A 25,901-nucleotide genomic window follows, 5' to 3' on the forward strand; every position below is an offset into this window, starting at 1 on the left:
CATCCGCACCCAGAATGGCATGGTCTCAGCTGGTAAGACAACTGCAGATCCAAAAGACAGCAGCGTCGCGTGCGAGGACAAATGCCGAACACAAAACCACGACCGCGTCGCCGCGGAGACATCACTCAGCAAAAGCTGATCAGGGCTGCTGGCCTCGATGGTCCATGCTGCAAACTGGTCTATGTGCCCCGCCAGAAACGGCGCAATTTCACGGTCCGAAATTGAACGACGTAAGGCCAGTCTCAAAACCGCCCGTTCAAGCCGAAAAAGACGAGATGTATAGAAAGCGGTGATAAAACGCTCCAGAGTAACACTCTGGGGCACCTCAACAGAAAAACAGTCGGTATATGTGCTCCCCCGCCCCACGTAGCGCTGCAACAGCGCATTCTGCGGGACGGGAGAAGCTGTTAGCTTCACGCGTTAACGTCAACCACAACGCGGCCTTTAACCTGACCGTTCAGAATATCTGCTGTCAGTTTTGGCAGGTCAGACAGTTTGGCCGGCACAACCATCGCTTCCAGCTTGTCCATTGGCAGGTCCTTGGCAACCCGTTCCCAAGCGCGCAGACGGTTGTCATAGGGCTGCATCACAGAATCGATCCCCAGCAGGTTCACACCGCGCAACAGGAACGGGATCACAGTTGCAGGCAGGCCAGCACCGCCAGCAAGACCGACCGAAGCAACCGATGCGCCATATTGCATCTGACCCAGAACACGCGCCAGCATGGCACCGCCTACCGCATCAACACAGCCACCCCAAGTCTCCCCTTCGAGGGGGCGCTTGACGGTTTCGTTGATCTCTTCGCGTGCAACAATCTGTGTAGCGCCCAATGACGTCAGATACTCCGCTGTCTCGGGGCGACCCGTGACGCCCGCAACCTCGTGACCGAGGTTTGCAAGGATCGCAACAGCAACCGATCCAACCCCGCCCGCAGCACCCGTCACAAGAACAGGACCGGACTTAATCCCGTGATCTTCCAATGCCATTACCGACAGCATCGATGTAAAGCCGGCTGTACCAACCGCCATGGCCTGGCGCGCATCCAGACCCGCAGGCAGCGGGACAAGCCAGTCCGCCTTCACACGTGCCTTTTGTGCATACCCGCCCCAGTGCGCCTCGCCCACACGCCAACCGGTCAGTACAACCTTGTCACCGGGCTTGTAGCGGTCATCCGAAGACGCCTCTACAGTGCCCGAAAAATCAATTCCTGGCACATGTGGATAATTGCGCACCAATCCCCCGCCACCAGGGCTCATGCACAGACCGTCTTTGTAGTTGACCGTTGTGTATTCAACCGCCACCAGCACCTCTCCTTCGGGCAGCTGGTCTTCGGATATCTGCGTAATAGCCGCTGATGTCTTGCCTTCGTCGTCCTTGTTCACAATCAATGCGTTAAACATTTTTCTCTCTTCCCGGGGCGCCGGCCCCTGTTGTTTGTCTATCTCTCTTGGCCGCAAATCCTCCGGGGTCCGGGGCAGAGCCCCGGGTCGAAGGCATCACAAAAGGCCTAAGCCCAGAAATTCTCGTGCACTACCGCATCGCGCAATCCTTCGGGCGTTTCAACCTGAAGGGTCGTGCCCTCGTCCCAGTGGGTCATCCGCACCATACCAATAGCGACGTTGGTGTTGAAGTCAGGCGACCACGCAGCAGAGGTGACTTGCCCCAGACGTTTTGTACCGGAAACAAGCGGCCAGACGCGATCGCAGCTTGGTACCCTTTCGCCTGCGATGGAAATCGCGCGGATTTGCTGAACAGGACCTTCCTTGGCCACGCGCAGCAACGCATCGCGGCCGATACAACCGATGGCGGTCTGCGTGTCACAAAACTTGCCCAGCCCACACTCATGGGGTGTATTGTCGTCTGTCATGTCGTTGCCATAACTCAGCAACCCGCCTTCGATACGCTCTATCCCGTTGGGGCAGCCCGCACGCACGTCCAGATCCCTGCCCGCTTCCATCAGCGCGTGCCAAAGGGGCATTCCCAGATCAGCACCGTCGAGATAAATCTCAAACCCGCCCTGCTTGGAATAGCCCGAGCGCGCAACCACCATCGAGCGGCCCATGAAGTCAAACATGCCAAAGCGGAAAAAACGGATGTCACGCACCGCATCACCAAACACCCGAGCCAACAGATCATCGCTGCGTGGTCCCTGAACCGCCAGCGGGCTGATATCTGGCTCGTCTACCAGAACGTCCAGCCGGTATCCATTCGCAATGCCCTTGACCCAAAGCAGCAGGTCGCTGTCTGCAATAGAAATCCACCAACGGTCCTCGGCCAGCTTCAGGCAAACAGGGTCATTCAACATGCCACCCGTTTCATCCACAATCGGCACATAGAAACACCGCCCGGGCATCATTCCACGCAAATCACGCGGGGTCAGCATCTGCATCAGACGCGCAGCATCAGGGCCGCGCAGCTCTACCTGCCGCTCAACCGCCACATCCCAGATTTGCACTGCGTTCTTGAGATGGTGGTAGTCGGCCTCGGGACTCTCGAAAACCGTGGGCAACAACATACGGTTATAGACGGTATAGGCTTTGACCCCTGCGGCCTCCACACCGTCCGAAAACGGCGTGCGGCGCAAACGCCGCGTTTGTGAAATGAGTGGCATTATGCATCCTCTGGCATAAAGATTAAGTCTGATACAGGTGTCGTAACACCTATCACTTTCAACATCTGGCTGATCTGTCCGCGGTGATGGGTCTGGTGGTTAAACATATGTGCAATGCAAACCGACCTTGGCCGCGTTAAATGTTGGTTGGTCGCTCCAGAAAACCAGCTTTCTTCGCCCTGCAAATCCATATTCGACAGAGTTTGCGCCCAAATGAGAATACGACCATCCAGACGGAAACGCTCTGCGTCCCAGACACCATAAGTCGGCGTACAATCAGTGCTCTGGTCACCCGAGAGCTTGGGCGGTGCCACATCGCTGCACAAGCGGCTCATCCATATGGTATCGCCCCACAATATATGGTTCAAAGTCCCGAAAATTGATCCAAAGAAGGCACCGCGATCCAATTCGAGTTCGGCCTGATCCAAATGTTTCAGAACGTCGCGCAACTGGTTGTTTTGCCACGCATTATAGCGCGCCATCTGCACGACATAGTCCTTCTGGATCACGCAGCACCCTTCCAGTCGATCGGGCAGATTTCCGCAGATTTTCCACCAAAGTCCCATACACGGCCATAGTCGCGCACTTTGGACTTCACACCGACGGCAGCGATGATATCCGGCCCCATCCAGTATTTGGAATTTGAGATCATGACAGGATGATCAGGCTGCGCGCCGTCAATCATCTCGATCTCGCCAGAAATCTTGCGGCCAATCTTGATCGCACGTTTCTTGCCGTCGCGGATAATCTCCACGGGCGCGCGTTCGGCCCCGATGATCTCGGACACCAGCATGGTGAACAGACCCGTTGTCCCACCCGCTGCACCGGAGAAAATTTGCAACAAGCCATTGTATGCCGCGTCCGAGGCACGCTCGTCCACATAGGCACCAACGCGCCAGTTGCCCTCGCCCATACGCCCTGGAATATCTACCAGAAGGCCCACGTTCAAACCGCTGAGGTCTTCGCCTTCAAAGCTCCCCTCATCAATTGCGATTGCCATCCATGCGTGGCAGTGCCCCTCTGTGGGGGGGTGCGCACCAAGGCTCACCACGCAGGGACAGAACAACTCGCATGAGCAGTTCAGAAACAGCTCTCCCTTGATCGCCCAGTTGGCAGGCGTCATCTCTCTGTTACCCATCTTATCCTCCCGATAAGTTACGTTAAATAGGGCCAACCCGCCACGACACCCGCGCCGAGGATCAGGGCAAAACCCATTGGTTTAGTAATATAGTGGCCAATCTGCGGTAGCTTTTCCAGCACCATAAAAAACGTGGCAAGGCCCATCCACGCAAGGTTCATCACTCCGCCGGCAAAGCCAAGCGCCATAAAGCCCCAGCAGCAGCCCACACAAAATGCACCAAGCCCCAGCCCCATGCGCAAACCGCCGCCAAATCCTGTCTTCCAATGGCCCAGAAAATACATCGACGGGCTGTGACACACGCCATGGCAAATCTCCTTGGCGCGGGTGAACTGGAACAAACCAACAGCCAGCAGCAATCCAGCTGCAAACCAACGCGACTTCGCGATGCCCAGCATATCAATCACGCCACCAAACAACAGCGCCAGCTGCAACCCTGCCAGTAGCAGGGCAAAGCCCACCCAGACAGCAAAATAGCCAGCAATCACACCCAGCCACCCTGCCCGCGTTCCATTCGCGCTGACCATCAGGTCTTCATAAGCGCGCAACGTAGGCACCAGCGTAGGAAGCATCATCGCCGCCATCATTGCCGCCCACATGGTTGCCAGCGGCCAGAATTCTGCCATCGGCATCTTCATGTCCATGCGCGGATCCATACGGCGCATTGCCTCGCCCATCGCGTCAGGGCGGCCCAGCACATCAAGACCCATCGAGGTGCTCATGCTGACCATCATCCACCATGACACAAGGATCAGGCCAAAAAAGCCCAGCCAGAGTGTGGAGCGCAAAAGATGGGGCATAAACCAGACCTCATGTACAATCGTTGTAAATTTAATGTCAGACATTTATAGTTTTGCCAAACAGTAAATGTAAGACATATGAAAATTGATCCAGAAAACCCTGCTGATCTGTCTGCACAGATCGCAACTGCCATTCGCGATGAAATTGTCAGCGGGCGTTTGATCGTAGATCAACGCCTGCCGTCAGAGGCAGAGATGTCTGACCATTTCGATGTATCCCGCCCAACCGTTCGCGAAGCCCTCAAACGCCTTGCTGCGCAATCCCTCATACGCACCCAGCGCGGCGCGTCCGGTGGCGCATTCGTAAACAGGCTCAGCTTTCAAGAGGCGTATGCGCAGCAAATCACTACCTCCACACTCTTGCTTTCGATGAATGCTGTCAGTTTCGAGACCGCATGCGAGGCACGCTTCGCGCTTGAGCGGTCTTGTGCCGCCCTGTCGGCGCAGCGGCGCAGTGCGGATCAACTGGCCGATATGCGTGCCGAAATCCACCGTCAGTCCCAGCCCGGTCTTACGGACGAGGCATTTTGCGCCTCTGATGTATCGTTCCACCGTGCGTTGGTGGATGGCGCTCATAACCCTGTCTTGTCCTATCAACTGGCAGGTGCCGTTGAGGCGATGCAGCCCTTGATGAACATGATTACCTTTTCAGCCCGCGACCGCGCGCGCATTGTGGCGCTGCATCAGGCAATCGCAGACGCAGCAGAAGCACGTGATGGTATCGCTGTGGCGCAAGGCCTCACGGCGCTCGAGGAAGAAACGCAGACGCTGGCAACAGGCGTTTTTGCTGCGCGGCCTCTAAAATCAAAATCGGATTGATAGAACAGGTATCGCGGAGCATCCAATACATGCACCGCGATGTTTTCTTCGTAACTAAATTTGTATCGCGCTAGTTCTGCACGATCACCTTCATATTACGCAAGCCAACCTGCTGGGTCATCGTAAACAGCTTTTTCGCATTTGCCGTGTGCAAACGGATGCAGCCCGCCGAGGCAGGACGTCCCAGACGACTGGTTTGGTTGGTGCCGTGAATTGCAAAGTTTCCACGGTAGAAAATCGAATAGGGCATCGGTGCATTGTTATAGAGGCTGGATTTGTGGTTTTTGGACAGCCATTTCGCGCGCCATTGGCCGCGCGGTGTAACCTTACCCTTGCGCGCGGTAGACACGCGCCACGTGTGAATCCGCTTGCCGTCTTTATAAACGCGCATCGTTTGCTCGGAGATGTCGACTTTGGCAATAAGACGCCCCGCTTCGACCGCGGCAGGTGCTGTGAAAAGGAAGGAAAGACACAGCGCAGTGGTTGCGATAAATTTCATTTTAATTCGTCCCGCATTATATTTTTCATTAGGCGGATGTTCGCCGAACTCATTGCGTTGTGTCAAAGATTATGTCGCCTAACACGCGAAAAACTATGGTTTTCCATACCTATTGTGGCCCCCAATCCCCAACCCGCCATACGGGAACGTATACACGCAATTGTGAGGTGACAGCGTTTCGGCAAAATAGCGCATGTAGATTCGCGGCTCATGGTCCATGTGCTGTGCGCAGCGCATGTTATTTGTTCCGACCCGTACCCGAGTTTGCATCCTCGCTCTTGATATCCAAGCCTACCGTCGCTACTTGTTAGTTGTCCTTCGGGACTATGGATATAAACGCGCTCGTAATAAGCGGTTCGGACCCGGGGGCGGTACCCGGCGACTCCACCAATCATCCGTCATTTGCGGATCATGGGGTCGAAACAGGATCGACGAACGTCTAAAGGGGTTATGCTTTATCTCGGCTGGCTGCCACCGTATCGGCGCAAACTGTACAATTGCAAATGACAATCGTGCTCCAATGGCGATGGCCGCGTAAGCGACCGGAACTATTGAAACCTAAGTCCTTACGTTTAGCGACCTAAGGCGGGGTTCGCAGGTACCTGGCAACAGAAACCTGCACTTTCCCTCCCCCCCCGCCGAATTGCTACTTCACAACCGTGCGTCTTGACCACGGTACGTCAACCTGTCACCCATAAGAAATGGGGATGATCTGCGAACGCCCCGTGAGGCGTCAGCCAGAGGTTCGCATGTTTCCAACCGTAAAAGGATGCATGCAATGGCTGCCCCGAATGAAATTACTGTGACACAACTCCTCCGTCTGATCGGCCTGCCCGATGCGCCCGTGATCGTGGATATCTCGATTGACCCTGATTTTGAGGATGATCCTTTTCTGATCCCCGGTGCCTTTCGGCATCCGCACTCCGATATCGAAGGCCTCAAAACCCGCCTTGCAGGCCGCGGGTGCGTGGCAACATGCCAGCAAGGGATCAAACTAAGCCAAGGTTTGGTTGCACGGCTGCGCGCGGACGGGCTGACGGCAGAGTATTTGCAGGGTGGTAATTATGCTTGGCGCGATCACGCCGGCGCACCGCGTGTGCCCGCGGCTGCGATTCCGCCAATGATTGATGGCGCGACCCTATGGGTCACGCGCCACCGCCCCAAGATTGACCGCATTGCCTGTCCTTGGCTGATCCGCCGCTTCGTCGATACCCATGCAAGGTTCTTGTTCGTATCACCCGCCGAAGTGATGGGGGTTGCAGAACGGTATGGCGCAATCCCGTTTGACGTAACAGACGTCTTCTGGACGCACCGTGGGGATGGCTGTACCTTTGACACCATGTGCGCCGAATTCGGCCTCACAACGCCAGCGCTGGCACGTTTGGCCGATGTTGTGCGCGCCGCCGATACCAATACCCATCACCTCGCGCCACAAGCCGCCGGTCTGTTGGCTATGTCTGTTGGACTGTCGCGCCAATACCGCGATGATCAGGCCCAGCTGGAGGCTGGCATGGCAATCTACGATGCACTTTATCGCTGGGCACGCGATGGTCAGAATGAAGGTCATGACTGGCCTGCGGAGCGCAAGCAATGAGCGTGCAAAGCTGGCGCGAAATGGTGCAGGTCTTTGGCCGCATCGGGATGTTGTCGTTTGGTGGCCCTGCGGCACAAATCGCCCTGATGCACCGTGAATTGGTCGAACAACGCAACTGGCTGAGTGAGCAAACCTATCTGCGCGCCCTTAGCCTGTGCATGCTGTTGCCAGGCCCCGAAGCAATGCAGCTGGCGACCTATGCAGGTTGGCGGATACGCGGAACGGCAGGCGGTCTGTTGGCCGGCCTGCTGTTCGTCATACCAGGTGCAATAGTGATCGCAGTTTTGGCCCTTCTGTATGCGGCTTATGGTCAATTGCCATTGGTTCAGGCCGCCTTTTTGGGCATCAAAGCCGCTGTGATCGTCGTGGTGTTCCAAGCGCTGCGCAAAGTGGCGGCCAAGGCGCTGGTGGGGACGCAGGGATGGGCCATTGCCGGACTGTCATTTCTGGGATTGTTTGTTATCGGCCTGCCCTTTCCCTTGATTGTAATCGCTGCGGGTCTTTGGGGCGCGTGGCGGGCAGAGGGTGCGCAGGACGTGCGACAGGCAGTACCAATTGTCGCACGGCCTTTTCGTGTGATCGGGACTTGGGGATTGCTTTGGGCCAGTCCGCTCCTCATCGTTTGGGCCATGGGAAATGATTTCCTGTTGGAACTTGGACTGTTTTTCTCAAAACTGGCAATCGTGACCTTTGGCGGCGCTTACGCTGTGCTGGGGTATATGACCCAAACGGTTGTCACCGATCTGGGCTGGATCACAACGCAACAAATGATCGACGCTTTGGGCCTCGCAGAGACAACCCCCGGGCCGCTGATATTGGTCACGCAGTTCGTGGCATTGCTGGCAGGGTTCGCGCAATCGGGGCCTGCTGGTGCGATCGCTGCGGGTTTACTGGCCCTATGGGTTACTTTCACCCCATGTTTTTTATGGATATTTCTTGCGGGCCCCTATCTGGACCGCCTCAGCACGCAACCACGCCTTTCGGCTGCACTGCGCGCCATAACGGCTGCTGCTGTAGGGGTGATTGCCAATCTCACCCTTTGGTTCGCACTTCATGTTCTATTCACCACCATACCAGCTCCACAAATCCTCGCCCTGCCCCTGCCCGATTGGTCCACCTTTAGCCCGACCGCAGCAGCACTCACCATCACGGCAAGCGTTCTGATGCTGGGGCTTGGCATGGGGTTTGTACGCTGCATGGTCGCAATGGCCGCAATTGCCCTCGCGCTTAACCTTCTGTTGGCAGGCATCTAGAAGCTGCCCCCTTTCATCCCGCCCGGAATCACCTATGATGATTTGAAACGTCACACCTGAGGGATATGACATGAGCCGCACCATCGACTATGGAAACCTCATGCACGATGCCATGCGCAGCCTGATCCGTAATGTCCTGCTGGACGTTGCGGACAACGGTTTGCCCGGCGCGCACCATTTTTTCATTACCTTCGATACATCGCATCCTGATGCCGAATTGGCCGATTGGCTGTCCGATCGCTATCCTGGCGAGATGACTGTCGTGATGCAGCATTGGTATGACAATCTGGAAGTGACCAAAGACGGCTTTTCCATCACGCTCAATTTCGGTGACGCCCCAGAGCCGCTGTATATCCCGTATGATGCAATCCGCACTTTTGTTGACCCTTCCGTAGAATTCGGACTGCGGTTCGAGCAGCAGGAAGATGACGACAAGAAAGTCGTAGCCGTAAAGGCGGAACCAGATCTCAATCAAATCGAAGAGTCTGAGCTGGAAGTCGAGGAGGCACCTGTAAAGGCCGCAGAAATCGTATCTCTCGACAGTTTTCGCAAAACATGAACTAGCAAGCGGCAGCATCAGCCGCTAAACAGCGCCTGATCCAATGTCTAATCAGGAGCGCCCCAATGGCCGATACCCGCACAGAAACCGACAGCTTTGGCCCACTGGAAGTCCCGTCAGACAAGTACTGGGGCGCACAGACACAACGCTCGATCATGAATTTCCCCATCGGTTGGGAAAAGCAGCCCATTGCAATCGTGCGTGCGTTGGGTGTCATCAAACAAGCCTGCGCCGAGGCCAACATGGCCCAAGGCACGCTGGACGAGGCGCGCGGCAATGCCATCGTGCAGGCCGCCTCCGAAGTGGTCGCAGGCAAATTCGACGACAACTTCCCGCTGGTGGTTTGGCAGACAGGCTCTGGCACGCAATCCAATATGAACGCGAACGAAGTCATCGCCAACCGCGCGATCGAGATAATGGGCGGGGTCATCGGCTCCAAGGACCCCGTGCACCCAAATGATCACTGCAACATGGGGCAATCGTCCAACGACACTTTCCCGACTGCCATGCACATCGCAACCGCGCGCACGGCCCATGACGTACTGCTGCCCGGTCTGCGAAAACTGCACGCAGCTTTGCAGTCAAAAGTGGAAGAGTTCGAAGGCATCATCAAGATCGGCCGTACCCATACCCAGGATGCAACGCCGCTGACACTGTCACAGGAGTTTTCGGGCTACACCCATCAGGTGGCTATGAGCATCCGCCGCGTAGAAGACGGGCTTGCGCGGATTTATGAGCTGGCCCAAGGCGGTACAGCCGTCGGGACAGGCCTGAACACCAAAAAAGGTTGGGCCGAAACAGTTGCTGCCAACATGGCGCGCATTTCTGACCTGCCGTTTGTAACCGCACCCAACAAATTCGAGGCGTTGGCTGCCCATGACGCGATGGTTGAAATCTCGGGCCACCTGAAAACAGTTGCCGCCAGCTTGTTCAAGATCGCCAATGACATCCGCCTTCTCGGCTCTGGCCCCCGCTGCGGATTGGGCGAATTGATCCTGCCCGAGAACGAGCCGGGATCGTCCATCATGCCTGGTAAAGTGAACCCCACACAGTGCGAAGCACTCACTCAGGTTTGTGCCCATGTCTTTGGAAACGATGCTGCCGTCGGGTTTGCAGGTTCACAGGGGCATTTCGAACTGAACGTCTACAAACCTATGATGGCCTATAACGTTCTGCAATCTATGCAGCTTTTGGGTGATGCAGCGTCTACCTTTACTGACAATCTAATTGTCGACCTGAAAGCAGACGCCGACCGCATTGAAAAGCTCATGCGCGAATCTTTGATGCTTGTTACGGCTCTGGCACCTGAAATCGGGTACGACAATGCGACGAAAGTCGCAAAAACTGCTCATAAGAACGGCACGACACTCAAGGAAGAGGCAATTGCGCTGGGGTTTGTCGATGCAGAGACATTTGACCGCGTTGTGCGCCCCGAAAACATGATCGGACCAAAATGAACACGCCCCTAAATCTCAACAAAATCCGTAAAGAGCGCGGGCGCACTTCGCGCCGCGCCCGAGCGGACGAGAATGCTGTACAATTCGGCCAGACCAAGGCGCAAAAGGAAGCACTAAAGGCCCGCGCCGAGCTGATATCGCGCAAGCTGGATGGCCACAAGAAGGAAACATGAGCGCGCGGCCCGTCAAACACTCTGTAACGTTGCACGGGCACCGCACCTCTATTTCGCTCGAAGCCCCGTTCTGGGCCGAACTCCGTGCAATTGCACAGGAGCAATCAAAGCCGATCAATGCTTTGGTCGCTGAAATTGATGCGGCGCGTGGTATGGACAGCGGACTGGCGTCAGCAATCCGTGTTTATGTGCTTGAAGCAGTAAGGAGCCGTTTACCTTAATTAGAGAAGGCTACCGGAGGACGATACCAGCGCCACTCTCCCCCGAGGCGTGGATCACACGTCTGCCCACCCCAAAGCGGCGCGGTTCTCATGGTGTAGAGAACGCGCGCCAATTCATCATACTCTGTAAGCAAGAGCCGATCCGCGTGATCCTTTGCCCGACTATTCGAAAAATCGGACCGGAATTTTCATAAGTTGCGCGTGTCAGGCCACTGAAGCGTCATAAATCTGGCCGATGTTCCGGCTAAGCCTTGTGTTGAACTCCGCGTCCGTCATTTTTACGTTTAGCCCTTCTGCCAAGGCACGGCTAAAACTTGCGATCATCTTGTGGTTCTGGCTAAGCAAGTCACAGGCGGTATCGGTAGAATACCCACCGGATAGCGCAACGACCCGCAACACACGCGAATGGTCAGCCGCCGCATCATACAGCCCCGCTTTTGTCGGGATGGTCAGCTTCAGGATTACATTAACATCTTCTGGCAATCCGTTAAGGTGCTTCATCATTTCAGCCTCAAGCATATCTTCTGCCTCAGCCTTTGTGTCACTATCGATATGAACCTCCGGCTCAACAATCGGCACCAATCCAGCTGCCGCAACTTGCTTTGCGATATCGAACTGCTGGGCAACAACATCAGAGATGCCTTGCGCGTTTGCCATATGGATCAAGGAGCGCTCTTTTGTTCCGAAAATGCCGTTTGCGTTGGCTTTTTCCAGCAGCGCATCAAGCTCGGGCATCGGCTTGAGCATTTGCACGCCATTAGCCTCATCAGCCAGACCTTTGTCGATTTTCAGGAAGGGCACGACGCCGCGATCTTCCCACAGAACCTGTGCTGTGGGTTTGCCGTTGATCTGGCTGTCCATTGTCCGCTCGAACAAAATCGCGCCGAGGATTTTGTCAGACGTGAAATCATCGGCCAGAATGATCCGGCTACGCATTGCATGAACGGCCGCGTACATTTCCACATCACCCGAATAATCCTCAGGCTCTACACCATATTGGGCCAGTGCCTTGGGCGTCGACCCGCCCGACTGATCCAAAGCCGCGATAAATCCATCGGCAGTTGCGATACGGGTACGTTGTGCGTCTTTGGGGGACATGAATGATGCCTTTGCTATGTGAAACAATCATCGGCCTTCTAGAGGTTTCAAACGCCATGCGCCAGATGCTTTGCCGCTGTTAACGCTCACGGCGCGTGATTGTCAGATGAATACCGTTTTTCGCCCGCACCGTGAGATGGGCCACAGGCACAGGCACGGGCCCTGCTTCAACGTGGAAATCACGCAATATTCGCGACAAGATCAGCGGCCCTTCGATCATGGCAAAACCCGCCCCCGGACAAACCCGCGAACCTGCACTGAACGGTATATATGCATCGCGCTGGCACGTTTTGCCGTTCTCTGTTTTCCATCTGGCGGGGTCGAACCCGTCGGGATTATCCCACAACCGCGTATGTCGGTGTAAATGCCACGGACTTATCACCAGTTGAGAGCGTGTTTTGACAGCCCTCTCGCGCATTTCTTCTGTGCAGCTGTTTTCCCGCACCATCATCGGAACAGGCGGGTACAAGCGCAATGTCTCGCGAAATACGTCACGGCTAAGGGGCAATTTGCGCATTACGGCGAAATCGCAGGCATCCAGTACCTGTGCCTCTTCCGCCAAAAGCTCCTGCCATTCAGGATAGAGCGCCATCAGATACAGCGCCCAAGCCAGTGTTGATGCACTTGTCTCATGACCTGCCAGAAAAAAGATCGCAACTTGGTCAACCATTTCCTCTGTGCTGAAACATGCGCCTGTCTCGGGATCAGGCGTTGTCATAATTTTGGTAGCCAGATCATCGGGTGCCGTCCCAGCCGCTATTTCCTCAGCCCGCGTTTGCGTCAGTTGCGTGATAAGCGAACGAATACGGGCGGCACTGCGCGTGGTATCGCGCCGGAACAATCGAGGCATCCAGCGCGGCAAAGGGATAAGAGCGGCAAGGTTCAAGATTGGCTGGCTACGCTGGTAGGCGCGAAATTCCTCAAATACGTCCCGCGCAAGGTGATGCTCGATCGGGAGGGAAAACAGCGTTCGAAAGATAACGTCAGCCGCTGCATGGCTCATCTCTTCCTCAATCTCCACCTGTTGACCTGCAAGCGGCGCAAGACGCGACGCCGCTGCCTCTGACGCGTCCCACATGGCTGCAAATGTCTCGCGCAGGCGCCCGCCTTCAAATGCGGGGTCAATGATCCGTCGTTGCCGTTTCCACGTCTCACCGTTGGTCACAAATACGGAATTTCCTAGCAATGGCCGCAGGCCTTCGTTCACGCGGGTAGACTTGGGAAAGTCATCAGGCCGATCTTTGAGCACGCGGCGGACCAGTTCAGGCTGGTTTATCAGATAGCTGCGGAAAAACGGCGTTCGAAATTCGGCCATCCATGCACGGTATAAACGCGCAGGCTGCGCAGATAGGATGTCTTGACGAAACAGCTGCGCATAGCGCCAGAGCGAGACCTTGTCAGGCCTGCTGGGAGGTTTGGGCGGCTGGATCACGGGGCCACACTGGTGAATTTGTTAACAGCAGCCTCAACGCGGGATCTGGACGCGGGGCGGTCGCGGTATCGCTCTGCCAGCGTCAGCGGACCAGCTGTGATGCGGAAATAGTCATAATCGCGGGGCTGGTCGAAAGCGCACATATACTGGAAGTGAAGCCGGAAAAACCGCCAACGCAATGCTTTCCACCGTGCGGGGCTGAGGGATTTCGTAAATGCCGCAGAAAAGACAAGCGGCCACCGCTTGCCCACGGGGGCCACACCGCTTACGGCTACCGGATCGCACAGCGCAAATGCGCACCCGTCGCCGGGCGCAGTCACGTCAACCCAAGTCAGTGCATCCTGAACGCTCAAATACGCCAGATCGGCCCGCAACCTCTGCGCGTCAGGCAGGAATGATACCATCGGCACCACCTGACCCAATGTGAGAAACCCCAAGGCTGGCCCGTCAGAACGGACGTGGCCCGAGCGGATCAAATCAGCGAGGACCGACACCCCCAGATGCGCGCCGGATGAATGCCCCACGACCAGCACCTCGTCTACCCCATCGATCAATGCTTCTGCGATCGCTGCGCCAAATTCACTCAATCGCGCCTCAAGTTCTGGGGTATTCGCACCACGGGTTGCAGCGCCGTAGGCATAGTCATGCATGAGGTAGTAAGCAAAGAATTTGCTGTCTTTTGCTTTGAACCACCGCAACAGCCAGACAAACACTGCCACGCCTACGCCTGTAGCCAGCACCTGCCCCAGCACACCCACAACAGGCGATGCGAGCGCCGAAATACCCCAGAATGCAAATGCCGCAGCCAGATAGGCGATGACAAGCTGCCCCAACAGCATCGCCACAGGGTACAGCGCAGCAATCACCGGCCCCTTGCGCAAGCGCATCAAACGCCACAACGCTCCACTGCCGATATAGACCCATACCGTGCGCGCAAGCTGGGCGTAAGTCGCAGCGATTGAGGTATCCATGCTCCCGCGCACAATATCGGACCAGACAAGCACATCCACGGATGTATCCACTTGCGCGCCGTCCATTAGACCTTTGACATCCCATCCATATCGCGCACCACCCTGCCTCGCGGACAGAGTTATCCCATAGCCTGAAATTTCGGCCTGCGCTGCCGATTCAGTGCGGTATAGCTCGCGGTAGCGGCGCGGATGTATCGGGTCGTAGCCGGGGATGTAGAACACCCGCCGTCTGGCGACTGGGATTTGCGGGGCAGCCATGGGTCTGCGCGGGCCTCATCTTGTTTGGGCTATGCTAGCGCGGCTTGTGGGCCAAAGTAAGGCTTTTGCCCTAGCCAAGACTTCCCAGAGCGGGAAAAGTCTCAAGCAGCCAAAAGCTGAAGGTCGAGAAAGCGCCCGTCAGCATCGCAATTCCGACGATCAGCAGCAAAACACCCATCGCCCGCTCAATCGCTTTCATATGCCGCTTGAGGCGGTTCATAACGCCGACGGCACGGGTCATGAACATCGCAGCCAAAAGAAACGGAATACCCAGCCCCAGCGCATAAATTCCCAATAGCAGCGTACCACGCGTCACAGATGCCTCGGAGGCGGCGAGGGAGAGGATCGCGCCCAATTGCGGCCCGATGCAGGGCGTCCAGCCAAACGCAAAGGCCAACCCGAGAACGTAAGCGCCAAAGGACGAGCCCCCCTTGTCACCCGCATCCATCCGCGCCTCACGGTCAAGGAATGGTATTCGAAAAATACCCAGAAAATGAATCCCGAAGATGATGACAACAACACCTGATATCTGACTGAAAAGTATCTGGTTTTGCAGGAAAAATGCGCCGAACGCCGAGGCGGTAAAGCCGAGGATCAAAAAGACCGTGCTCAGCCCCATAACAAAGAAAAGCGCAGCAACGATGGCCCGCCGGCGCGCGGCCGATTCCGAACTCATGTCGTTCAGGCTCACCCCGCTCATATACGCCAGATAAGGCGGCACAATTGGCAGGACACAGGGCGACAAAAAGCTGATGATGCCCGCGAACAGGGCAATCGTCATGGCAGGCAAGAGACTTGCGTCTATGATCTCGATTCCAAACATGGGGCATAGCTATACACTCTGCCCTGCCCCGTCACGTGTCGTGATGTCACAAGGCTGTGGACAGGCTGTAACATGCGGCCTACATCGGGCTTATGATACATGATCTTGATGCCACAGGGCTTTTGTGCCCGCTGCCCGTCCTCAAAGCACGCAAACGTCTGGCTGCCCTAAAATCGGGAGAGCAGTTGCGCATGCGGGCTGATGATCCTGCTGCTGTAATCGACGTACCTCACTTTTGCGCAGAGTCCGGTCATATCTTAATTGAAAGCACGCAACACGGCGATGTTCAGATCTACCTGATCGAAAAGAAAGCCTAACCAGTAGTCGAAACAAAAAAGGCAGGCCTTTAAGCCTGCCTTTCTGCATTTCGCTGATTAGGACTGCCTAGCCACGCCCAAGCGACCACCAGCCTTTGCGTCTTGGCTTGGCAGGTTCTTCGGGGACTTGTTCCGCTGCAGGCTCAACCGCCACAGTTTCAGGCTCGGCAGCGACAGGTTCCGGAGCTACTTCTGGCTCTGGTACATCTGCGACTACGGGTGCCTCTGCCGGTGCTGTTTCAACAGTTTCCGGCGCTTCTACAACAGGCGCATCTACCGCCTTTTTAGAAGTCGTACGGCGTTTGCGCGGCGCTTTTGGCTTTGGTTCAGCCTCTGCATCGCCTGCCGTATCGCTTTCGGTTGTTGCTTCGACCTCGACGGGTGCGACCTTGGGTTTGCGCGGCGCGCGTGTCCGCTTGGGCTTTGGCGCTTCTTCTGCCGCTGGCGCCTCTTCTGCGGCAGGCACCTTTTCTGCTGGTTCAGACACTTCGGGTGTCACAGCCTGCGCCGCTTCTTCTGCCGCTGGCTCTTTAGGCTTTCTGCTGCGCGAGCGGCTGCGTGGCTTGGGCTTGTCCTCGGTCGAAGCATCTGGCTCTGCCGGCTGCTCGGACACTGTTTCTACCGCATCCCTGTCACCGCTTTTAGATGCGTCATCAGACTGGTTATCGTCATTCTGCTGGTCATCCCCACCAGAGCGACCACCACGGCTACGACGCCGCCGACGGCGCTTGCGCTTGGGCTTGCCTTCACCGTCTTCGGCGTTCTGTGGCTGGGTCTGTTCGGACGCAGTCGCCTCTTGAGCCTGATCCGCTTGCTCGGCTGCCTCAGCCTCGGCGGCATCTGCTTCGTCGATCTGGTCCATCAAGGAGGTATCGACAGAAACAACATGCGCAGACTGCTGCACAACACGGGTTGCTGTCTTGAACTTCTCCATCGAGAAATCCGGGCTAACCAGATGCGGGTCACCTTCGATTCGGACGCTCAGGCCATAACGCGCCTCGATCTGCGCGATATGCTCACGCTTTTGGTTCATCAGGAAGTTCGCGATGCCCACGGGCGCTTTGATCAACACTTCCCGCGAACGGCGGCGCGTGCCTTCTTCTTCGATTGTGCGCAGGATCGACAGTGCGAGGTTGTCATCCGAACGGATGAGGCCTGTGCCGTGACATGCCGTACAAGGCTGTGTTGTCGCCTCGATCATACCGGGGCGCAGACGCTGGCGCGACATTTCCATCAGACCAAAGCCCGAAATGCGGCCCACCTGAATGCGCGCACGGTCCGTTTTCAGCTTATCTTTCATCATCTTCTCGACGGCGGCGTTATTCTTCCGCTCGTCCATGTCGATGAAATCAATCACAATCAGTCCAGCAAGGTCACGCAAACGCAGCTGACGGGCCACCTCGGCAGCAGCCTCAAGGTTGGTCTTGGTCGCGGTCTGCTCGATGCTGCCTTCTTTGGTCGCACGGCCCGAGTTTACGTCAACCGCCACCAGCGCCTCGGTCACACCGATCACGATGTAGCCACCCGAAGGCAACTGAACCGTGGGGTTGAACATGCCCGCCAGATAACCTTCGACCTGATAGCGCGCAAAGAGCGGCAGGTTTTCTTCGTACCGTTTCACATTCTTGGCATGGGACGGCATGATCATCTTCATGAAGTCCTTGGCGATGCGGTAGCCACGCTCACCCTCGACAAATACTTCGTCTATCTCGCGGTTATAGAGGTCGCGGATCGAACGCTTGATCAGATCGCCTTCCTCATAGATCTTGGCAGGCGCGATGGATTTCAGCGTCAGCTCGCGGATCTGCTCCCACAAGCGCTGGAGGTACTCATAGTCGCGCTTGATCTCGGCCTTGGTGCGTTTGGCACCCGCCGTGCGCACAATCAGACCCGCGCCCTGCGGCACTTCGATTTCTTGCGCGATTTCCTTGAGCTTTTTGCGGTCGGCGGCGTTCGTGATTTTGCGGCTGATGCCACCGCCACGCGCGGTGTTGGGCATCAAGACGCAATAGCGGCCCGCCAGCGACAGGTAGGTCGTCAGGGCAGCGCCCTTGTTGCCGCGTTCTTCCTTTACGACCTGCACCAGCAGAATCTGACGGACCTTGATAACTTCCTGAATCTTGTAGCGGCGTGCGCGGGGCTTGCGCACGGGGCGGATGTCTTCGCTATCGTCTTCGTCAGCGACAGATTCGATGCTGTCGTCCTTGTCAGAGGCATCTGTCTTGCCCTCAGCTTCGTCGTCATCATCGCTGCTGTCATCCGCATCATCGGGTGTCTCGACAGGAGTTTCCTTGACCCGCTCCATCGGAGAAGAAGCCTCATCGTCGCTCACTTCGACTTCGTCGAGGTCAACAGTCTCCATGCCTTCGATCTCGGTGGATGTCTTGGCATCCTCCGTTACCGTATCTTCGGCCTTTGGTTTGCGCGACCGCGAGCGCGAGCGGCGCTTTGGCTTTGGCTCTTCATCGTCTTTCGCAGCTTGGGCTTCCGCATAGGCACGCTCCTCGGCCAGCAGCGCCTCACGGTCTGCGACGGGGATCTGGTAGTAATCAGGATGAATTTCCGAGAAGGCTAGAAAGCCGTGGCGGTTTCCACCGTAATCGACGAAAGCCGCCTGTAAAGATGGTTCTACCCGCGTTACTTTTGCGAGGTAAATGTTCCCAGCAAGCTGGCGTCTGTTCTCAGATTCGAAATCGAATTCTTCGACTTTGTTTCCGTCCACCACAACAACGCGGGTCTCTTCCGCGTGGGTGGCATCGATAAGCATTTTCTTTGGCATATTACTCTTTTGCACGGGCGCAGACGCGCACGCCCCCCAGGGGGAGCAGCACGGTGGGCCAAGTGTCTTGTCAGGGCGACATTGGACGGCGCAGCGGTGCGGCCCAAAAGGCCACTCCCGAAACTGTATTCAGCGTTTGCGCGCGTCATCGCGGTTCTTCTCCGATACGGGGTGCGATCATCTGCTGTGCAGAGCGCGCCGCGCATCCATTAAAAACTGTGTAACCTCGGGCCTTTAGCCTTTGATTTCCATCAGCGTCTCTTTGCCGTTTCCGGCAACATCGGTCTGTTGCGTATCAATGATATGAAGCCACAACAGCGAAACTCTTCATGGGGCACGTTGTCCTGCAGACATGTGCAGCGGCCCCATCCCCCTAGATAAGAGTAGGCGACAGGCAAACACAATGGGCAATTGCGCCTAAACCTCTCAAATTTCGAACGAAGCCAAGAGCCACACGCGAATTCATGCTTGCGCCTTGCCGTGCGACATGTTGCCGTCCGCGAGGTTTAACAGTAATGTATGCGTCAACAATCAGGGTGCATTGCCACCCATTGCGTCACTCTAGGAGACAATATGCGAAGATTTACGCGCCCTGCCCTTTTTGCTTGCATGGCTACACTTGCCCTCGCCGCCTGCGATCCCGCCGAATTCGACCCTGATCCGGATGTGCGCCGAGATGCGCGCGCCAACCGCACATGCACCAAGGCTGTAACCGAACAAGCCAGCGCGAAAGCGCAGCTCAATACCACGCTGCCGATCGTCGAAGTGAACCAATACATCATGGACGTGCCTGAAAAGCAGGAACGCTGGATGTGCCGTACCGATGATGAAGGCAATGCAACCCAGTTGTACAAGATGGGCACAGGCTAAACCGACTATTGGTCAATTATTAGAAAGGGGCGCATCATTTGCGCCCCTTTTTTATTCCTTAGATCGAATTTCACAAAAGCACATGCGCCCGCAGCGAAACTTAGAGATAGTCTGAGCGCTGCAATTGATACTTCGCCATCTTCTCGTTCAGCGTTCGGCGCGGCAGACACAGCTCTTCCATTACACTCGCAATCGAGCCCTTGTGACGCCGCATTGTATTGTCGATCAGCATCCGCTCGAACGCTTCGACGTATTCTTTCAGAGGCTTGCCTTCGGTGGTCATCACAGGCTGCATCTCGTCATGATCGCTCATCAGCAAGGAAGCGATGGTGCCGGAACCACGCCGCGATTGCAGGACTGCGCGCTCTGCCACATTGATGAGTTGACGCACGTTGCCCGGCCAAGGCGCTTGCAAAAGCTGTGCCGCTTCTTGCGCGGTAACCTGTGGCGCATCGCACCCGTACTCATCCGCGAACTGATCGCTCAGGCGCGTGAAAAGCGTCAAAATGTCTTCACCACGCTGGCGTAATGGCGGCACCGTTATGCGCAATGCAGCAAGACGGTAAAACAGATCAGACCGCAGCACGTCTTCGGAGGTGCGCCCCGCCTCTTGCAGGTTGGAGATTGCTACGATCCGTGTTTCAGCCGGCGTGCCCTGCTCATTGATTACTGAGAGCAGCCTTGCCTGCAACGTCTCGCTCAACGCCTCGACATCCTCCAGCACCAACGTACCGCCACGGGCTTCCTCTATCGCGGGCAATTGAGCGTCTTCGGGCTGCATTGGTCCGAACAGGCGCTTGCTCAGCGCGGCCTCTTCATAGGCAGAAGCACTGACCAACACAAATTTTTTGCCTGCACGGCTGCCAACGGCATGGAGCGCGTGCGCAACCAGCGTTTTGCCCGTGCCCGTCTCGCCATCTATAAGGACGTGACCGTCAGCTTGCCCCAAATCCAGAATATCCTCGCGCAGCCGCTCCATGACGGGGCTTTGACCGATCAGCTTCTTCATAAGCTGTCCGCCATCGCTCAGCTCGCGGCGCAGCAAACGGTTATCCATGACCAGCCGCCGCGTGGCGGTCGCCTTTTTGGCCAGTTCGCTCATCCGGTCCGGATTGAACGGCTTTTCCAGAAAATCAAACGCGCCAACGCGCATCGCCTCCACGGCCATGGGTACATCACCATGGCCTGTAATCATAATCACGGGCAACGCACTGTCGCTGCCCATCAGCTTTTTAAGAAACTGCATCCCGTCCATGCCAGGCATCTTGATGTCCGAAATAACAATACCAGGATACTCAGGCCCCAGCACTTTCAGCGCGTCCTCGGCACTGGGGAACGTTTCTGTGTCATAACCCGAAAGGGCCAGCCACTGGCTGATCGACTGACGCATGTCCTGCTCGTCATCGACAATCGCAATCTTCATCGCCTGTGCCATATCTTACTCCGCCGCCTGTGTTTTCACTGTGCCATCCTCAAGACCATTCTCGAGGATAGGCAATTGCATCTCGAAGACCGCACCGCCCGCTTGTCCGTTGCGTGCCGTCAATCTCCCCCCCATATCGCTCACGATTCCGGACGAAATAGCAAGCCCGAGCCCAACCCCATCACCGGGCTGCTTGGTCGTGTAGAACGGCTCGAACAGAGCATCGAGGTCTTCGATCCCTGGTCCGTTGTCCCGCACCGTTAGGGTCACCGTTTCGCCCGCACTCAGGATAATCTCGACCGAAGGGTGTCTTTCAGATTTGGTGGCATCAAGGGCATTGCGCAAGAGGTTGACCAAAACCTGTTCGATCCTCATCCGATCCCCGAGAGTATAAACGGCATCTTCTGGCAGTATACGCGCGATCTGCACCTGACGCTGCCGCAGTTGCGGCTCCATCATGCTGAGGCTCGAAGCCAACGCATCCGCCATATTTACAGGGGAAAAAGCCTCTTGCCCCTTGCGCGCGTAGGATTTCAGCTGCCGGGTAATTGCGCCCATCCGCTCGATCAAATCATCAATGCGCCCAAAGCTGCTGAGCGCCTCCTCAGGCCGGTTGCGGCGCAGCAACAGCCGCGCCCCCGCCAGATACGTTTTCATTGCAGCAAGCGGCTGGTTCAGCTCATGGCTTACCGCTGCTGACATCTCGCCCAAGGCGGCCAGCTTACTGGATTGCTCCAAGGTCTGTTCGGCCACGGCAAGCGTTTCCTGAACGCGCTTACGCTCGGCGATTTCACGCTGTAGGGCGGCGTTCAATGCGCGGAGCTCTGCCGACTCGCGTTGGAAAATCGCAGCGCGGCCCGCCGTACGGCGGCTGAGAAAGTAGAATGTCAGCGCCAGCAGAATCGCAAAGCCCATAACTTCGAGCGCCAGCACGCCGTTCACCCGCTCCCGAACACTCGCATAGGTTGTATAGCTTACCATGCGCCAGCCGCGAAAGTTCACCCGCGCGTCCAGCCGCATCACCGCCTCGCCTTGCAAATATGCATCGGGCGGCAGGGCAGTCCAATCTGCTGTCGCCTGAATTGCACGCTCAATCGCACCTTGAGGTGTCTGATTGGCCAAGGCCTCTTCTTCGGTCTTGCCCCGCCAGCGCGGCTCGGTGGCTAACAAAATCTCGCCGTTGCTGTTTGTGACAATCACTGCGTCCGATATGCCTGCCCAAGCGCGCTCGAACTTCTTGAGATCCACCTCAACCGCGATCACACCAACGGTTGTCCCCCCGTTCTGGATGCGACGCGAATAAAAGAAACGATATCCGGCCGTGTCATTCTCGATGACACTGAATATCGTTGCATTAGACCTGATCGCATCTACGAAATAGGGGTCCGAGCGGTGCGAAGCACCGATACGATTACGATCCGTCGCAGCCACCGTGCGCCCGTCTGTATCCAGCAACATCAGCGACGCTGCACCAATCTCTTCGACAAATGAAATCAGGCGCTGCGTTGATAGAGAGTAATCTGCGCTTTCCAGTGCCGAGATCAGCGTGGGGTCGCGCCCTAACAGCTGTGGTACAATCGCGTTCTGACGCAATTCGGCCAGCAGGTTGCCGCCATAAAGCGCGATGCGAAGTTCTGCACGGTTGCGGGTTGTTTCTGTAAATCTGTCGGTTAACAGACGATTTGTGACCGAGATAACAAGAATGGCGAGGATCAACATTCCCGCCAGCGCAATACGCACCCGCCAACTAATCGCAGCGGGCTGCCAGACTGTCTTTGCTAAGCGACCATCATCATTCATCGGCTCACAGTACCACAGTGCGGCACATGCTCAAGTCAGGCGCTGGTCAGCGCCCCCGCCAATGCGCGGAAGAGCGCCACACCATCTGTACCACCATGGCCTGCGTCCGCTGCACGTTCGGGGTGTGGCATCATACCCAGCACACGACGATTTTCGGACAATATGCCAGCAATATCCGCCTGCGCACCGTTTGGGTTGTCAGTATAGGTAAACGCGATACGGTCCTCGCCCTTGAGGGCTGCAATTGTCTCGGCATCCGCAAAGTAGTTGCCATCGTGGTGTGCAATCGGAATGTCTATCACATCGCCAGCGTTATAGCCCGCTGTGAATTCCGATGCCGATGTCTCGACTTTCAGCCCGACTGTTTTGCAGATGTATTTCAGACCCGCATTGCGCAGCAGCGCCCCTGGCAAAAGACCGGTTTCGGTCAAAACCTGAAACCCGTTGCAAATGCCCAGCACATACCCACCGCGCGCCGCATGGGCGGCGACAGATTTACAAACAGGCGACTGGGCTGCAATCGCACCGCAGCGCAGGTAGTCCCCATAAGAAAATCCGCCTGGAATACCGACGATATCAATACCCTCGGGCAGCGCGCTGTCTTTGTGCCAGACCATCGTGACATCTGCGCCTGCCTGCTCGAATGCGACAGCAAGATCACGGTCACAGTTGGAACCGGGGAAAACTACTACTGCGGCGCGCATCAGCCCAACTCCACCGAGTAGCTCTCGATTACCGTGTTGGCCAACAGCTTTTCACACATCTGCTCGACGTCCGCCTTGGTTGCACCTTCGGCCAGATCCAGTTCGATCACTTTGCCTTGGCGCACGCCCTGCACACCATCAAAACCCATCGCCCCCAGTGCGTGGCGCACGGCCTCGCCCTGCGGGTCCAGAACACCGTTCTTCAACATCACATGCACCCGTGCTTTCATGGCGCGTCCCTCTTCTTTATTTTTCCTGTAAACTCAATCCGACACGTGCGTCAGTTGATCAACGTAGGCTTGGTTATCGGTGTCTTGGGCATCACGCCAAGACGCTGTGCAACTTCCGTATATGCATCCGTGAGCGATCCGAGATCGCGGCGGAACACATCCTTGTCAAGCTTTTGCCCCGTCTCCATGTCCCACAAACGACAGCTGTCGGGGGAAATCTCGTCCGCCACGATCAGGCGCTGGAAATCACCATCATAGACACGGCCAATTTCGATCTTGAAATCCACCAGCTTGATGCCGACGCCGTACATCACGCCGGACATGAAGTCATTGACCCGAAGCGCAAGGCTCAGGATGTCGTCCATGTCTTGTTGGCTGGCCCATCCAAAGGCGGCGATATGTTCTTCGCTGACCAGCGGATCACCCAAAGAATCGTCCTTGTAGCAATATTCAACAATCGGGCGCGGCAACTGCGTGCCCTCATCGATACCAAGACGCTTGGACATGGTCCCTGCCGCATAGTTCCGCACAATTACTTCCAGCGGAATAATCTCGACCTGACGCACCAGCTGTTCGCGCATGTTGAGGCTTTTGATAAAATGCGTTGGCACGCCGATCTGGTTCAGGCCCGTCATAAAATATTCGGAAAGGCGGTTGTTCAAAACGCCCTTGCCATCGATCACATCTTTTTTCTCGGCGTTGAATGCAGTCGCATCATCTTTGAAATACTGCACGATCGTTCCAGGCTCGGGGCCTTCATAGAGGATCTTTGCTTTGCCTTCGTAGATTTTTTTGCGGCGGGCCATGGGCGTCCCCTGTCGTTTTCGGGCGCGGGGGAGTCCCGCTGCCCTGTTGCGCCTCTCTTAGTGGAGAGTTGACGCTGCCGCAAGCATCCACGCGGCCAAGTCCCATTTCGGAGCGGTGTTGCACAGACTTCATAATCAAGATGAAGATTATGAATGTTGCTACACTATACCCCCCATGACAAAACCGCGCTGAGCCTGAACTGGAGCGAAACGCGATGTCAAATCTGTTTACTGAAATGCTTGCGGAAAAAGATGTGCTTCTGGCCGATGGGGCCACAGGCACAAACCTGTTCAATATGGGGCTGATGTCGGGTGACGCACCCGAAATGTGGAACACTGATGAACCCGCAAAGATACTTACCCTCTACCGAGGCGCTGTAAACGCGGGCTCTGATCTGTTTCTCACCAATAGCTTTGGCGCAAACGCTTCAAGGCTTAAACTGCACAATGCCCAGAACCGTGCCCATGAGTTGAGCCGTGTCGCCGCAGAGCTGGGCCGCGAAGTGGCCGATACCGCAGGCCGCAAGGTGATCGTTGCAGGCTCGGTCGGGCCAACAGGCGAGATCATGGAGCCTGTCGGCACCCTGTCCCACGCCACAGCAGTCGAGATGTTTCACGAAACCGCCGATGGCCTGAAGGCAGGCGGTGCTGACATTGGCTGGCTCGAAACGATTTCCGCACCGGAAGAATACCGCGCTGCTGCCGAGGGGTTTGCACTGGCAGGGCTACCATGGGTCGGCACGATGAGCTTTGACACCGCAGGCCGCACGATGATGGGCCTCACCTCCGCTGGCATGGTCGAAATGGTAGATGAGTTGGACAACGCGCCACTGGCCTATGGCGCGAACTGCGGCACAGGTGCATCAGACCTGCTGCGCACAGTTCTCGGGTTTGCAGCCGCAGGTGGACAGCGGCCCATAGTTGCGAAAGGCAACGCAGGCATCCCAAAATATCAAGACGGCCACATCCACTATGACGGCACGCCCGAGCTGATGGCGACCTACGCCAAAATGGCGCGCAACTGTGGCGCACAGATCATAGGCGGATGCTGCGGCACCATGCCCGAACATCTGGAACGAATGCGTGATGCTCTCGACAGCACTCCCAAAAATGCGCCCCCCGATCTGGCAGAGATTGCGGCCGCGTTAGGCGCGTTCTCTTCTGACAGCGACGGTACAGATGGTGCAGGCCCCACACGCGCGCCGCGCCGTGGCCGTAGACGCGGCTCATAAATCCGGCCCCGCCAAACCAACGATAATTTTACCA

The 25,901-nt window shown here is 56.6% G+C and carries 26 protein-coding genes and 1 other RNA gene; 11 read left to right on the plus strand and 16 right to left on the minus strand.

Annotated features, from left to right (window positions below; all coding sequences use genetic code 11):
• Window positions 1-413: 413 nt before the first annotated feature.
• The 5 genes from acuI to Q0903_RS16445 all read right to left on the minus strand — a co-directional run bounded on the left by acuI (window position 414) and on the right by Q0903_RS16445 (window position 4,549).
• Window positions 414-1,400 carry an acryloyl-CoA reductase gene (acuI, locus tag Q0903_RS16425; protein WP_299030553.1) on the minus strand — a complete coding sequence of 329 codons (987 nt, stop codon included), beginning with the start codon at window positions 1,398-1,400 and terminating at the stop codon, window positions 414-416.
• A gap of 107 nt (window positions 1,401-1,507) precedes the next feature.
• The gene (locus Q0903_RS16430) at window positions 1,508-2,611 is read right to left on the minus strand and encodes a dimethylsulfoniopropionate demethylase (RefSeq protein WP_299417124.1); all 1,104 of its coding nucleotides are present in this window, start codon (window positions 2,609-2,611) and stop codon (window positions 1,508-1,510) included.
• Complete coding sequence (locus Q0903_RS16435) at window positions 2,611-3,120, minus strand: DinB family protein (protein ID WP_299417126.1); 510 nt, start codon at window positions 3,118-3,120, stop codon at window positions 2,611-2,613. The genes Q0903_RS16430 and Q0903_RS16435 overlap by 1 nt, the downstream gene beginning before the upstream one ends.
• Window positions 3,117-3,749, minus strand: a complete 633-nt coding sequence (locus Q0903_RS16440; RefSeq protein ID WP_299030556.1) for a DUF1326 domain-containing protein — start codon at window positions 3,747-3,749, stop codon at window positions 3,117-3,119. The genes Q0903_RS16435 and Q0903_RS16440 overlap by 4 nt, the downstream gene beginning before the upstream one ends.
• Before the next feature lie 17 nt (window positions 3,750-3,766).
• Window positions 3,767-4,549: a DUF2182 domain-containing protein gene (locus Q0903_RS16445; protein WP_299030651.1), complete on the minus strand. Its 783-nt coding sequence runs from the start codon at window positions 4,547-4,549 to the stop codon at window positions 3,767-3,769.
• A gap of 78 nt (window positions 4,550-4,627) precedes the next feature.
• Here Q0903_RS16445 and Q0903_RS16450 point away from each other — a divergent pair, with 78 nt between their 5' ends.
• Entirely contained in the window at window positions 4,628-5,368 is a 741-nt protein-coding gene (locus Q0903_RS16450; protein ID WP_299417128.1) for an FCD domain-containing protein, read from the plus strand.
• Between the two features lie 70 nt (window positions 5,369-5,438).
• Here the strand turns inward: Q0903_RS16450 and Q0903_RS16455 are convergent, their stop codons facing one another.
• Window positions 5,439-5,867, minus strand: coding sequence for a L,D-transpeptidase (locus Q0903_RS16455; protein WP_299030558.1), 429 nt, complete (start codon window positions 5,865-5,867; stop codon window positions 5,439-5,441).
• Window positions 5,868-6,141: 274 nt separating this feature from the next.
• On the opposite strand from Q0903_RS16455, the gene ssrA reads away from it, so the two are divergent.
• From ssrA to Q0903_RS16490, 7 genes are all read left to right on the plus strand, one after another.
• Window positions 6,142-6,490, plus strand: a transfer-messenger RNA (tmRNA) gene (gene ssrA / locus Q0903_RS16460).
• Window positions 6,491-6,645: 155 nt separating this feature from the next.
• Window positions 6,646-7,461, plus strand: coding sequence for a sulfurtransferase/chromate resistance protein (locus tag Q0903_RS16465; protein ID WP_299417131.1), 816 nt, complete (start codon window positions 6,646-6,648; stop codon window positions 7,459-7,461).
• Complete coding sequence (chrA, locus tag Q0903_RS16470; RefSeq protein WP_299417133.1) at window positions 7,458-8,714, plus strand: chromate efflux transporter; 1,257 nt, start codon at window positions 7,458-7,460, stop codon at window positions 8,712-8,714. The genes Q0903_RS16465 and chrA overlap by 4 nt, the downstream gene beginning before the upstream one ends.
• Window positions 8,715-8,784: 70 nt before the next feature.
• Window positions 8,785-9,273, plus strand: coding sequence for a ClpXP protease specificity-enhancing factor SspB (locus tag Q0903_RS16475; RefSeq protein ID WP_299030561.1), 489 nt, complete (start codon window positions 8,785-8,787; stop codon window positions 9,271-9,273).
• Window positions 9,274-9,338: 65 nt separating this feature from the next.
• Window positions 9,339-10,730: a class II fumarate hydratase gene (gene fumC / locus Q0903_RS16480; protein WP_299030562.1), complete on the plus strand. Its 1,392-nt coding sequence runs from the start codon at window positions 9,339-9,341 to the stop codon at window positions 10,728-10,730.
• On the plus strand, window positions 10,727-10,903 hold the full coding sequence (locus Q0903_RS16485; RefSeq protein WP_299030563.1) for a DUF4169 family protein: 177 nt from the start codon (window positions 10,727-10,729) through the stop codon (window positions 10,901-10,903). The genes fumC and Q0903_RS16485 overlap by 4 nt, the downstream gene beginning before the upstream one ends.
• A complete protein-coding gene (locus tag Q0903_RS16490) occupies window positions 10,900-11,124 on the plus strand; it encodes a ribbon-helix-helix domain-containing protein (protein WP_299030564.1) in 225 nt (74 codons plus the stop codon). The genes Q0903_RS16485 and Q0903_RS16490 overlap by 4 nt, the downstream gene beginning before the upstream one ends.
• A gap of 204 nt (window positions 11,125-11,328) precedes the next feature.
• Here Q0903_RS16490 and Q0903_RS16495 read toward each other — a convergent pair whose 3' ends face one another.
• From Q0903_RS16495 to Q0903_RS16510, 4 genes are all read right to left on the minus strand, one after another.
• A complete protein-coding gene (locus Q0903_RS16495) occupies window positions 11,329-12,222 on the minus strand; it encodes a fructose bisphosphate aldolase (RefSeq protein ID WP_299417136.1) in 894 nt (297 codons plus the stop codon).
• Window positions 12,223-12,301: 79 nt separating this feature from the next.
• Window positions 12,302-13,654, minus strand: coding sequence for a cytochrome P450 (locus Q0903_RS16500; RefSeq protein ID WP_299417138.1), 1,353 nt, complete (start codon window positions 13,652-13,654; stop codon window positions 12,302-12,304).
• Window positions 13,651-14,883: a hypothetical protein gene (locus Q0903_RS16505; RefSeq protein ID WP_299417140.1), complete on the minus strand. Its 1,233-nt coding sequence runs from the start codon at window positions 14,881-14,883 to the stop codon at window positions 13,651-13,653. The genes Q0903_RS16500 and Q0903_RS16505 overlap by 4 nt, the downstream gene beginning before the upstream one ends.
• Before the next feature lie 70 nt (window positions 14,884-14,953).
• Window positions 14,954-15,706 carry a cytochrome c biogenesis protein CcdA gene (locus Q0903_RS16510; RefSeq protein ID WP_299030568.1) on the minus strand — a complete coding sequence of 251 codons (753 nt, stop codon included), beginning with the start codon at window positions 15,704-15,706 and terminating at the stop codon, window positions 14,954-14,956.
• Window positions 15,707-15,798: 92 nt separating this feature from the next.
• Here Q0903_RS16510 and Q0903_RS16515 point away from each other — a divergent pair, with 92 nt between their 5' ends.
• Entirely contained in the window at window positions 15,799-16,023 is a 225-nt protein-coding gene (locus tag Q0903_RS16515; RefSeq protein ID WP_299030569.1) for a sulfurtransferase TusA family protein, read from the plus strand.
• A 67-nt stretch (window positions 16,024-16,090) separates the two neighbouring features.
• Here Q0903_RS16515 and Q0903_RS16520 read toward each other — a convergent pair whose 3' ends face one another.
• Window positions 16,091-18,802 carry a ribonuclease E/G gene (locus Q0903_RS16520; protein WP_299417142.1) on the minus strand — a complete coding sequence of 904 codons (2,712 nt, stop codon included), beginning with the start codon at window positions 18,800-18,802 and terminating at the stop codon, window positions 16,091-16,093.
• A gap of 573 nt (window positions 18,803-19,375) precedes the next feature.
• On the opposite strand from Q0903_RS16520, the gene Q0903_RS16525 reads away from it, so the two are divergent.
• Complete coding sequence (locus tag Q0903_RS16525) at window positions 19,376-19,672, plus strand: hypothetical protein (protein ID WP_299417144.1); 297 nt, start codon at window positions 19,376-19,378, stop codon at window positions 19,670-19,672.
• Window positions 19,673-19,772: 100 nt separating this feature from the next.
• Here the strand turns inward: Q0903_RS16525 and Q0903_RS16530 are convergent, their stop codons facing one another.
• From Q0903_RS16530 to purC, 5 genes are read right to left on the minus strand one after another with little or no spacing between them, the layout of a single operon-like run.
• Window positions 19,773-21,107: a sigma-54 dependent transcriptional regulator gene (locus Q0903_RS16530; RefSeq protein WP_299030572.1), complete on the minus strand. Its 1,335-nt coding sequence runs from the start codon at window positions 21,105-21,107 to the stop codon at window positions 19,773-19,775.
• Between the two features lie 3 nt (window positions 21,108-21,110).
• Window positions 21,111-22,895, minus strand: a complete 1,785-nt coding sequence (locus Q0903_RS16535; RefSeq protein ID WP_299030573.1) for an ATP-binding protein — start codon at window positions 22,893-22,895, stop codon at window positions 21,111-21,113.
• 35 nt (window positions 22,896-22,930) lie between these two features.
• Complete coding sequence (gene purQ, locus Q0903_RS16540) at window positions 22,931-23,599, minus strand: phosphoribosylformylglycinamidine synthase subunit PurQ (protein ID WP_299030574.1); 669 nt, start codon at window positions 23,597-23,599, stop codon at window positions 22,931-22,933.
• Window positions 23,599-23,829: a phosphoribosylformylglycinamidine synthase subunit PurS gene (gene purS / locus Q0903_RS16545; RefSeq protein ID WP_299030575.1), complete on the minus strand. Its 231-nt coding sequence runs from the start codon at window positions 23,827-23,829 to the stop codon at window positions 23,599-23,601. The genes purQ and purS overlap by 1 nt, the downstream gene beginning before the upstream one ends.
• Before the next feature lie 50 nt (window positions 23,830-23,879).
• Complete coding sequence (gene purC / locus Q0903_RS16550) at window positions 23,880-24,635, minus strand: phosphoribosylaminoimidazolesuccinocarboxamide synthase (RefSeq protein ID WP_299030576.1); 756 nt, start codon at window positions 24,633-24,635, stop codon at window positions 23,880-23,882.
• A gap of 215 nt (window positions 24,636-24,850) precedes the next feature.
• On the opposite strand from purC, the gene bmt reads away from it, so the two are divergent.
• Window positions 24,851-25,867 carry a betaine--homocysteine S-methyltransferase gene (gene bmt / locus Q0903_RS16555; RefSeq protein ID WP_299417148.1) on the plus strand — a complete coding sequence of 339 codons (1,017 nt, stop codon included), beginning with the start codon at window positions 24,851-24,853 and terminating at the stop codon, window positions 25,865-25,867.
• Window positions 25,868-25,901 lie beyond the last annotated feature (34 nt).

Source organism: uncultured Sulfitobacter sp. (genome assembly GCF_947502895.1).
In the GTDB taxonomy this organism is placed as follows: domain Bacteria; phylum Pseudomonadota; class Alphaproteobacteria; order Rhodobacterales; family Rhodobacteraceae; genus Sulfitobacter.

Excerpts from the sequence above, each read along its gene's own strand:
- acuI (WP_299030553.1), bottom strand. The coding sequence starts at position 1,400 with ATGTTTAACGCATTGATTGTGAACAAGGACGACGAAGGCAAGACATCA.
- Q0903_RS16430 (WP_299417124.1), bottom strand. The coding sequence starts at position 2,611 with ATGCCACTCATTTCACAAACGCGGCGTTTGCGCCGCACGCCGTTTTCG.
- Q0903_RS16440 (WP_299030556.1), bottom strand. The coding sequence starts at position 3,749 with ATGGGTAACAGAGAGATGACGCCTGCCAACTGGGCGATCAAGGGAGAG.
- Q0903_RS16445 (WP_299030651.1), bottom strand. The coding sequence starts at position 4,549 with ATGCCCCATCTTTTGCGCTCCACACTCTGGCTGGGCTTTTTTGGCCTG.
- Q0903_RS16450 (WP_299417128.1), top strand. The coding sequence starts at position 4,628 with ATGAAAATTGATCCAGAAAACCCTGCTGATCTGTCTGCACAGATCGCA.
- Q0903_RS16455 (WP_299030558.1), bottom strand. The coding sequence starts at position 5,867 with ATGAAATTTATCGCAACCACTGCGCTGTGTCTTTCCTTCCTTTTCACA.
- Q0903_RS16465 (WP_299417131.1), top strand. The coding sequence starts at position 6,646 with ATGGCTGCCCCGAATGAAATTACTGTGACACAACTCCTCCGTCTGATC.
- chrA (WP_299417133.1), top strand. The coding sequence starts at position 7,458 with ATGAGCGTGCAAAGCTGGCGCGAAATGGTGCAGGTCTTTGGCCGCATC.
- Q0903_RS16475 (WP_299030561.1), top strand. The coding sequence starts at position 8,785 with ATGAGCCGCACCATCGACTATGGAAACCTCATGCACGATGCCATGCGC.
- fumC (WP_299030562.1), top strand. The coding sequence starts at position 9,339 with ATGGCCGATACCCGCACAGAAACCGACAGCTTTGGCCCACTGGAAGTC.
- Q0903_RS16485 (WP_299030563.1), top strand. The coding sequence starts at position 10,727 with ATGAACACGCCCCTAAATCTCAACAAAATCCGTAAAGAGCGCGGGCGC.
- Q0903_RS16490 (WP_299030564.1), top strand. The coding sequence starts at position 10,900 with ATGAGCGCGCGGCCCGTCAAACACTCTGTAACGTTGCACGGGCACCGC.
- Q0903_RS16495 (WP_299417136.1), bottom strand. The coding sequence starts at position 12,222 with ATGTCCCCCAAAGACGCACAACGTACCCGTATCGCAACTGCCGATGGA.
- Q0903_RS16505 (WP_299417140.1), bottom strand. The coding sequence starts at position 14,883 with ATGGCTGCCCCGCAAATCCCAGTCGCCAGACGGCGGGTGTTCTACATC.
- Q0903_RS16510 (WP_299030568.1), bottom strand. The coding sequence starts at position 15,706 with ATGTTTGGAATCGAGATCATAGACGCAAGTCTCTTGCCTGCCATGACG.
- Q0903_RS16515 (WP_299030569.1), top strand. The coding sequence starts at position 15,799 with ATGATACATGATCTTGATGCCACAGGGCTTTTGTGCCCGCTGCCCGTC.
- Q0903_RS16520 (WP_299417142.1), bottom strand. The coding sequence starts at position 18,802 with ATGCCAAAGAAAATGCTTATCGATGCCACCCACGCGGAAGAGACCCGC.
- Q0903_RS16525 (WP_299417144.1), top strand. The coding sequence starts at position 19,376 with ATGCGAAGATTTACGCGCCCTGCCCTTTTTGCTTGCATGGCTACACTT.
- Q0903_RS16530 (WP_299030572.1), bottom strand. The coding sequence starts at position 21,107 with ATGGCACAGGCGATGAAGATTGCGATTGTCGATGACGAGCAGGACATG.
- Q0903_RS16535 (WP_299030573.1), bottom strand. The coding sequence starts at position 22,895 with ATGAATGATGATGGTCGCTTAGCAAAGACAGTCTGGCAGCCCGCTGCG.
- purQ (WP_299030574.1), bottom strand. The coding sequence starts at position 23,599 with ATGCGCGCCGCAGTAGTAGTTTTCCCCGGTTCCAACTGTGACCGTGAT.
- purS (WP_299030575.1), bottom strand. The coding sequence starts at position 23,829 with ATGAAAGCACGGGTGCATGTGATGTTGAAGAACGGTGTTCTGGACCCG.
- purC (WP_299030576.1), bottom strand. The coding sequence starts at position 24,635 with ATGGCCCGCCGCAAAAAAATCTACGAAGGCAAAGCAAAGATCCTCTAT.
- bmt (WP_299417148.1), top strand. The coding sequence starts at position 24,851 with ATGTCAAATCTGTTTACTGAAATGCTTGCGGAAAAAGATGTGCTTCTG.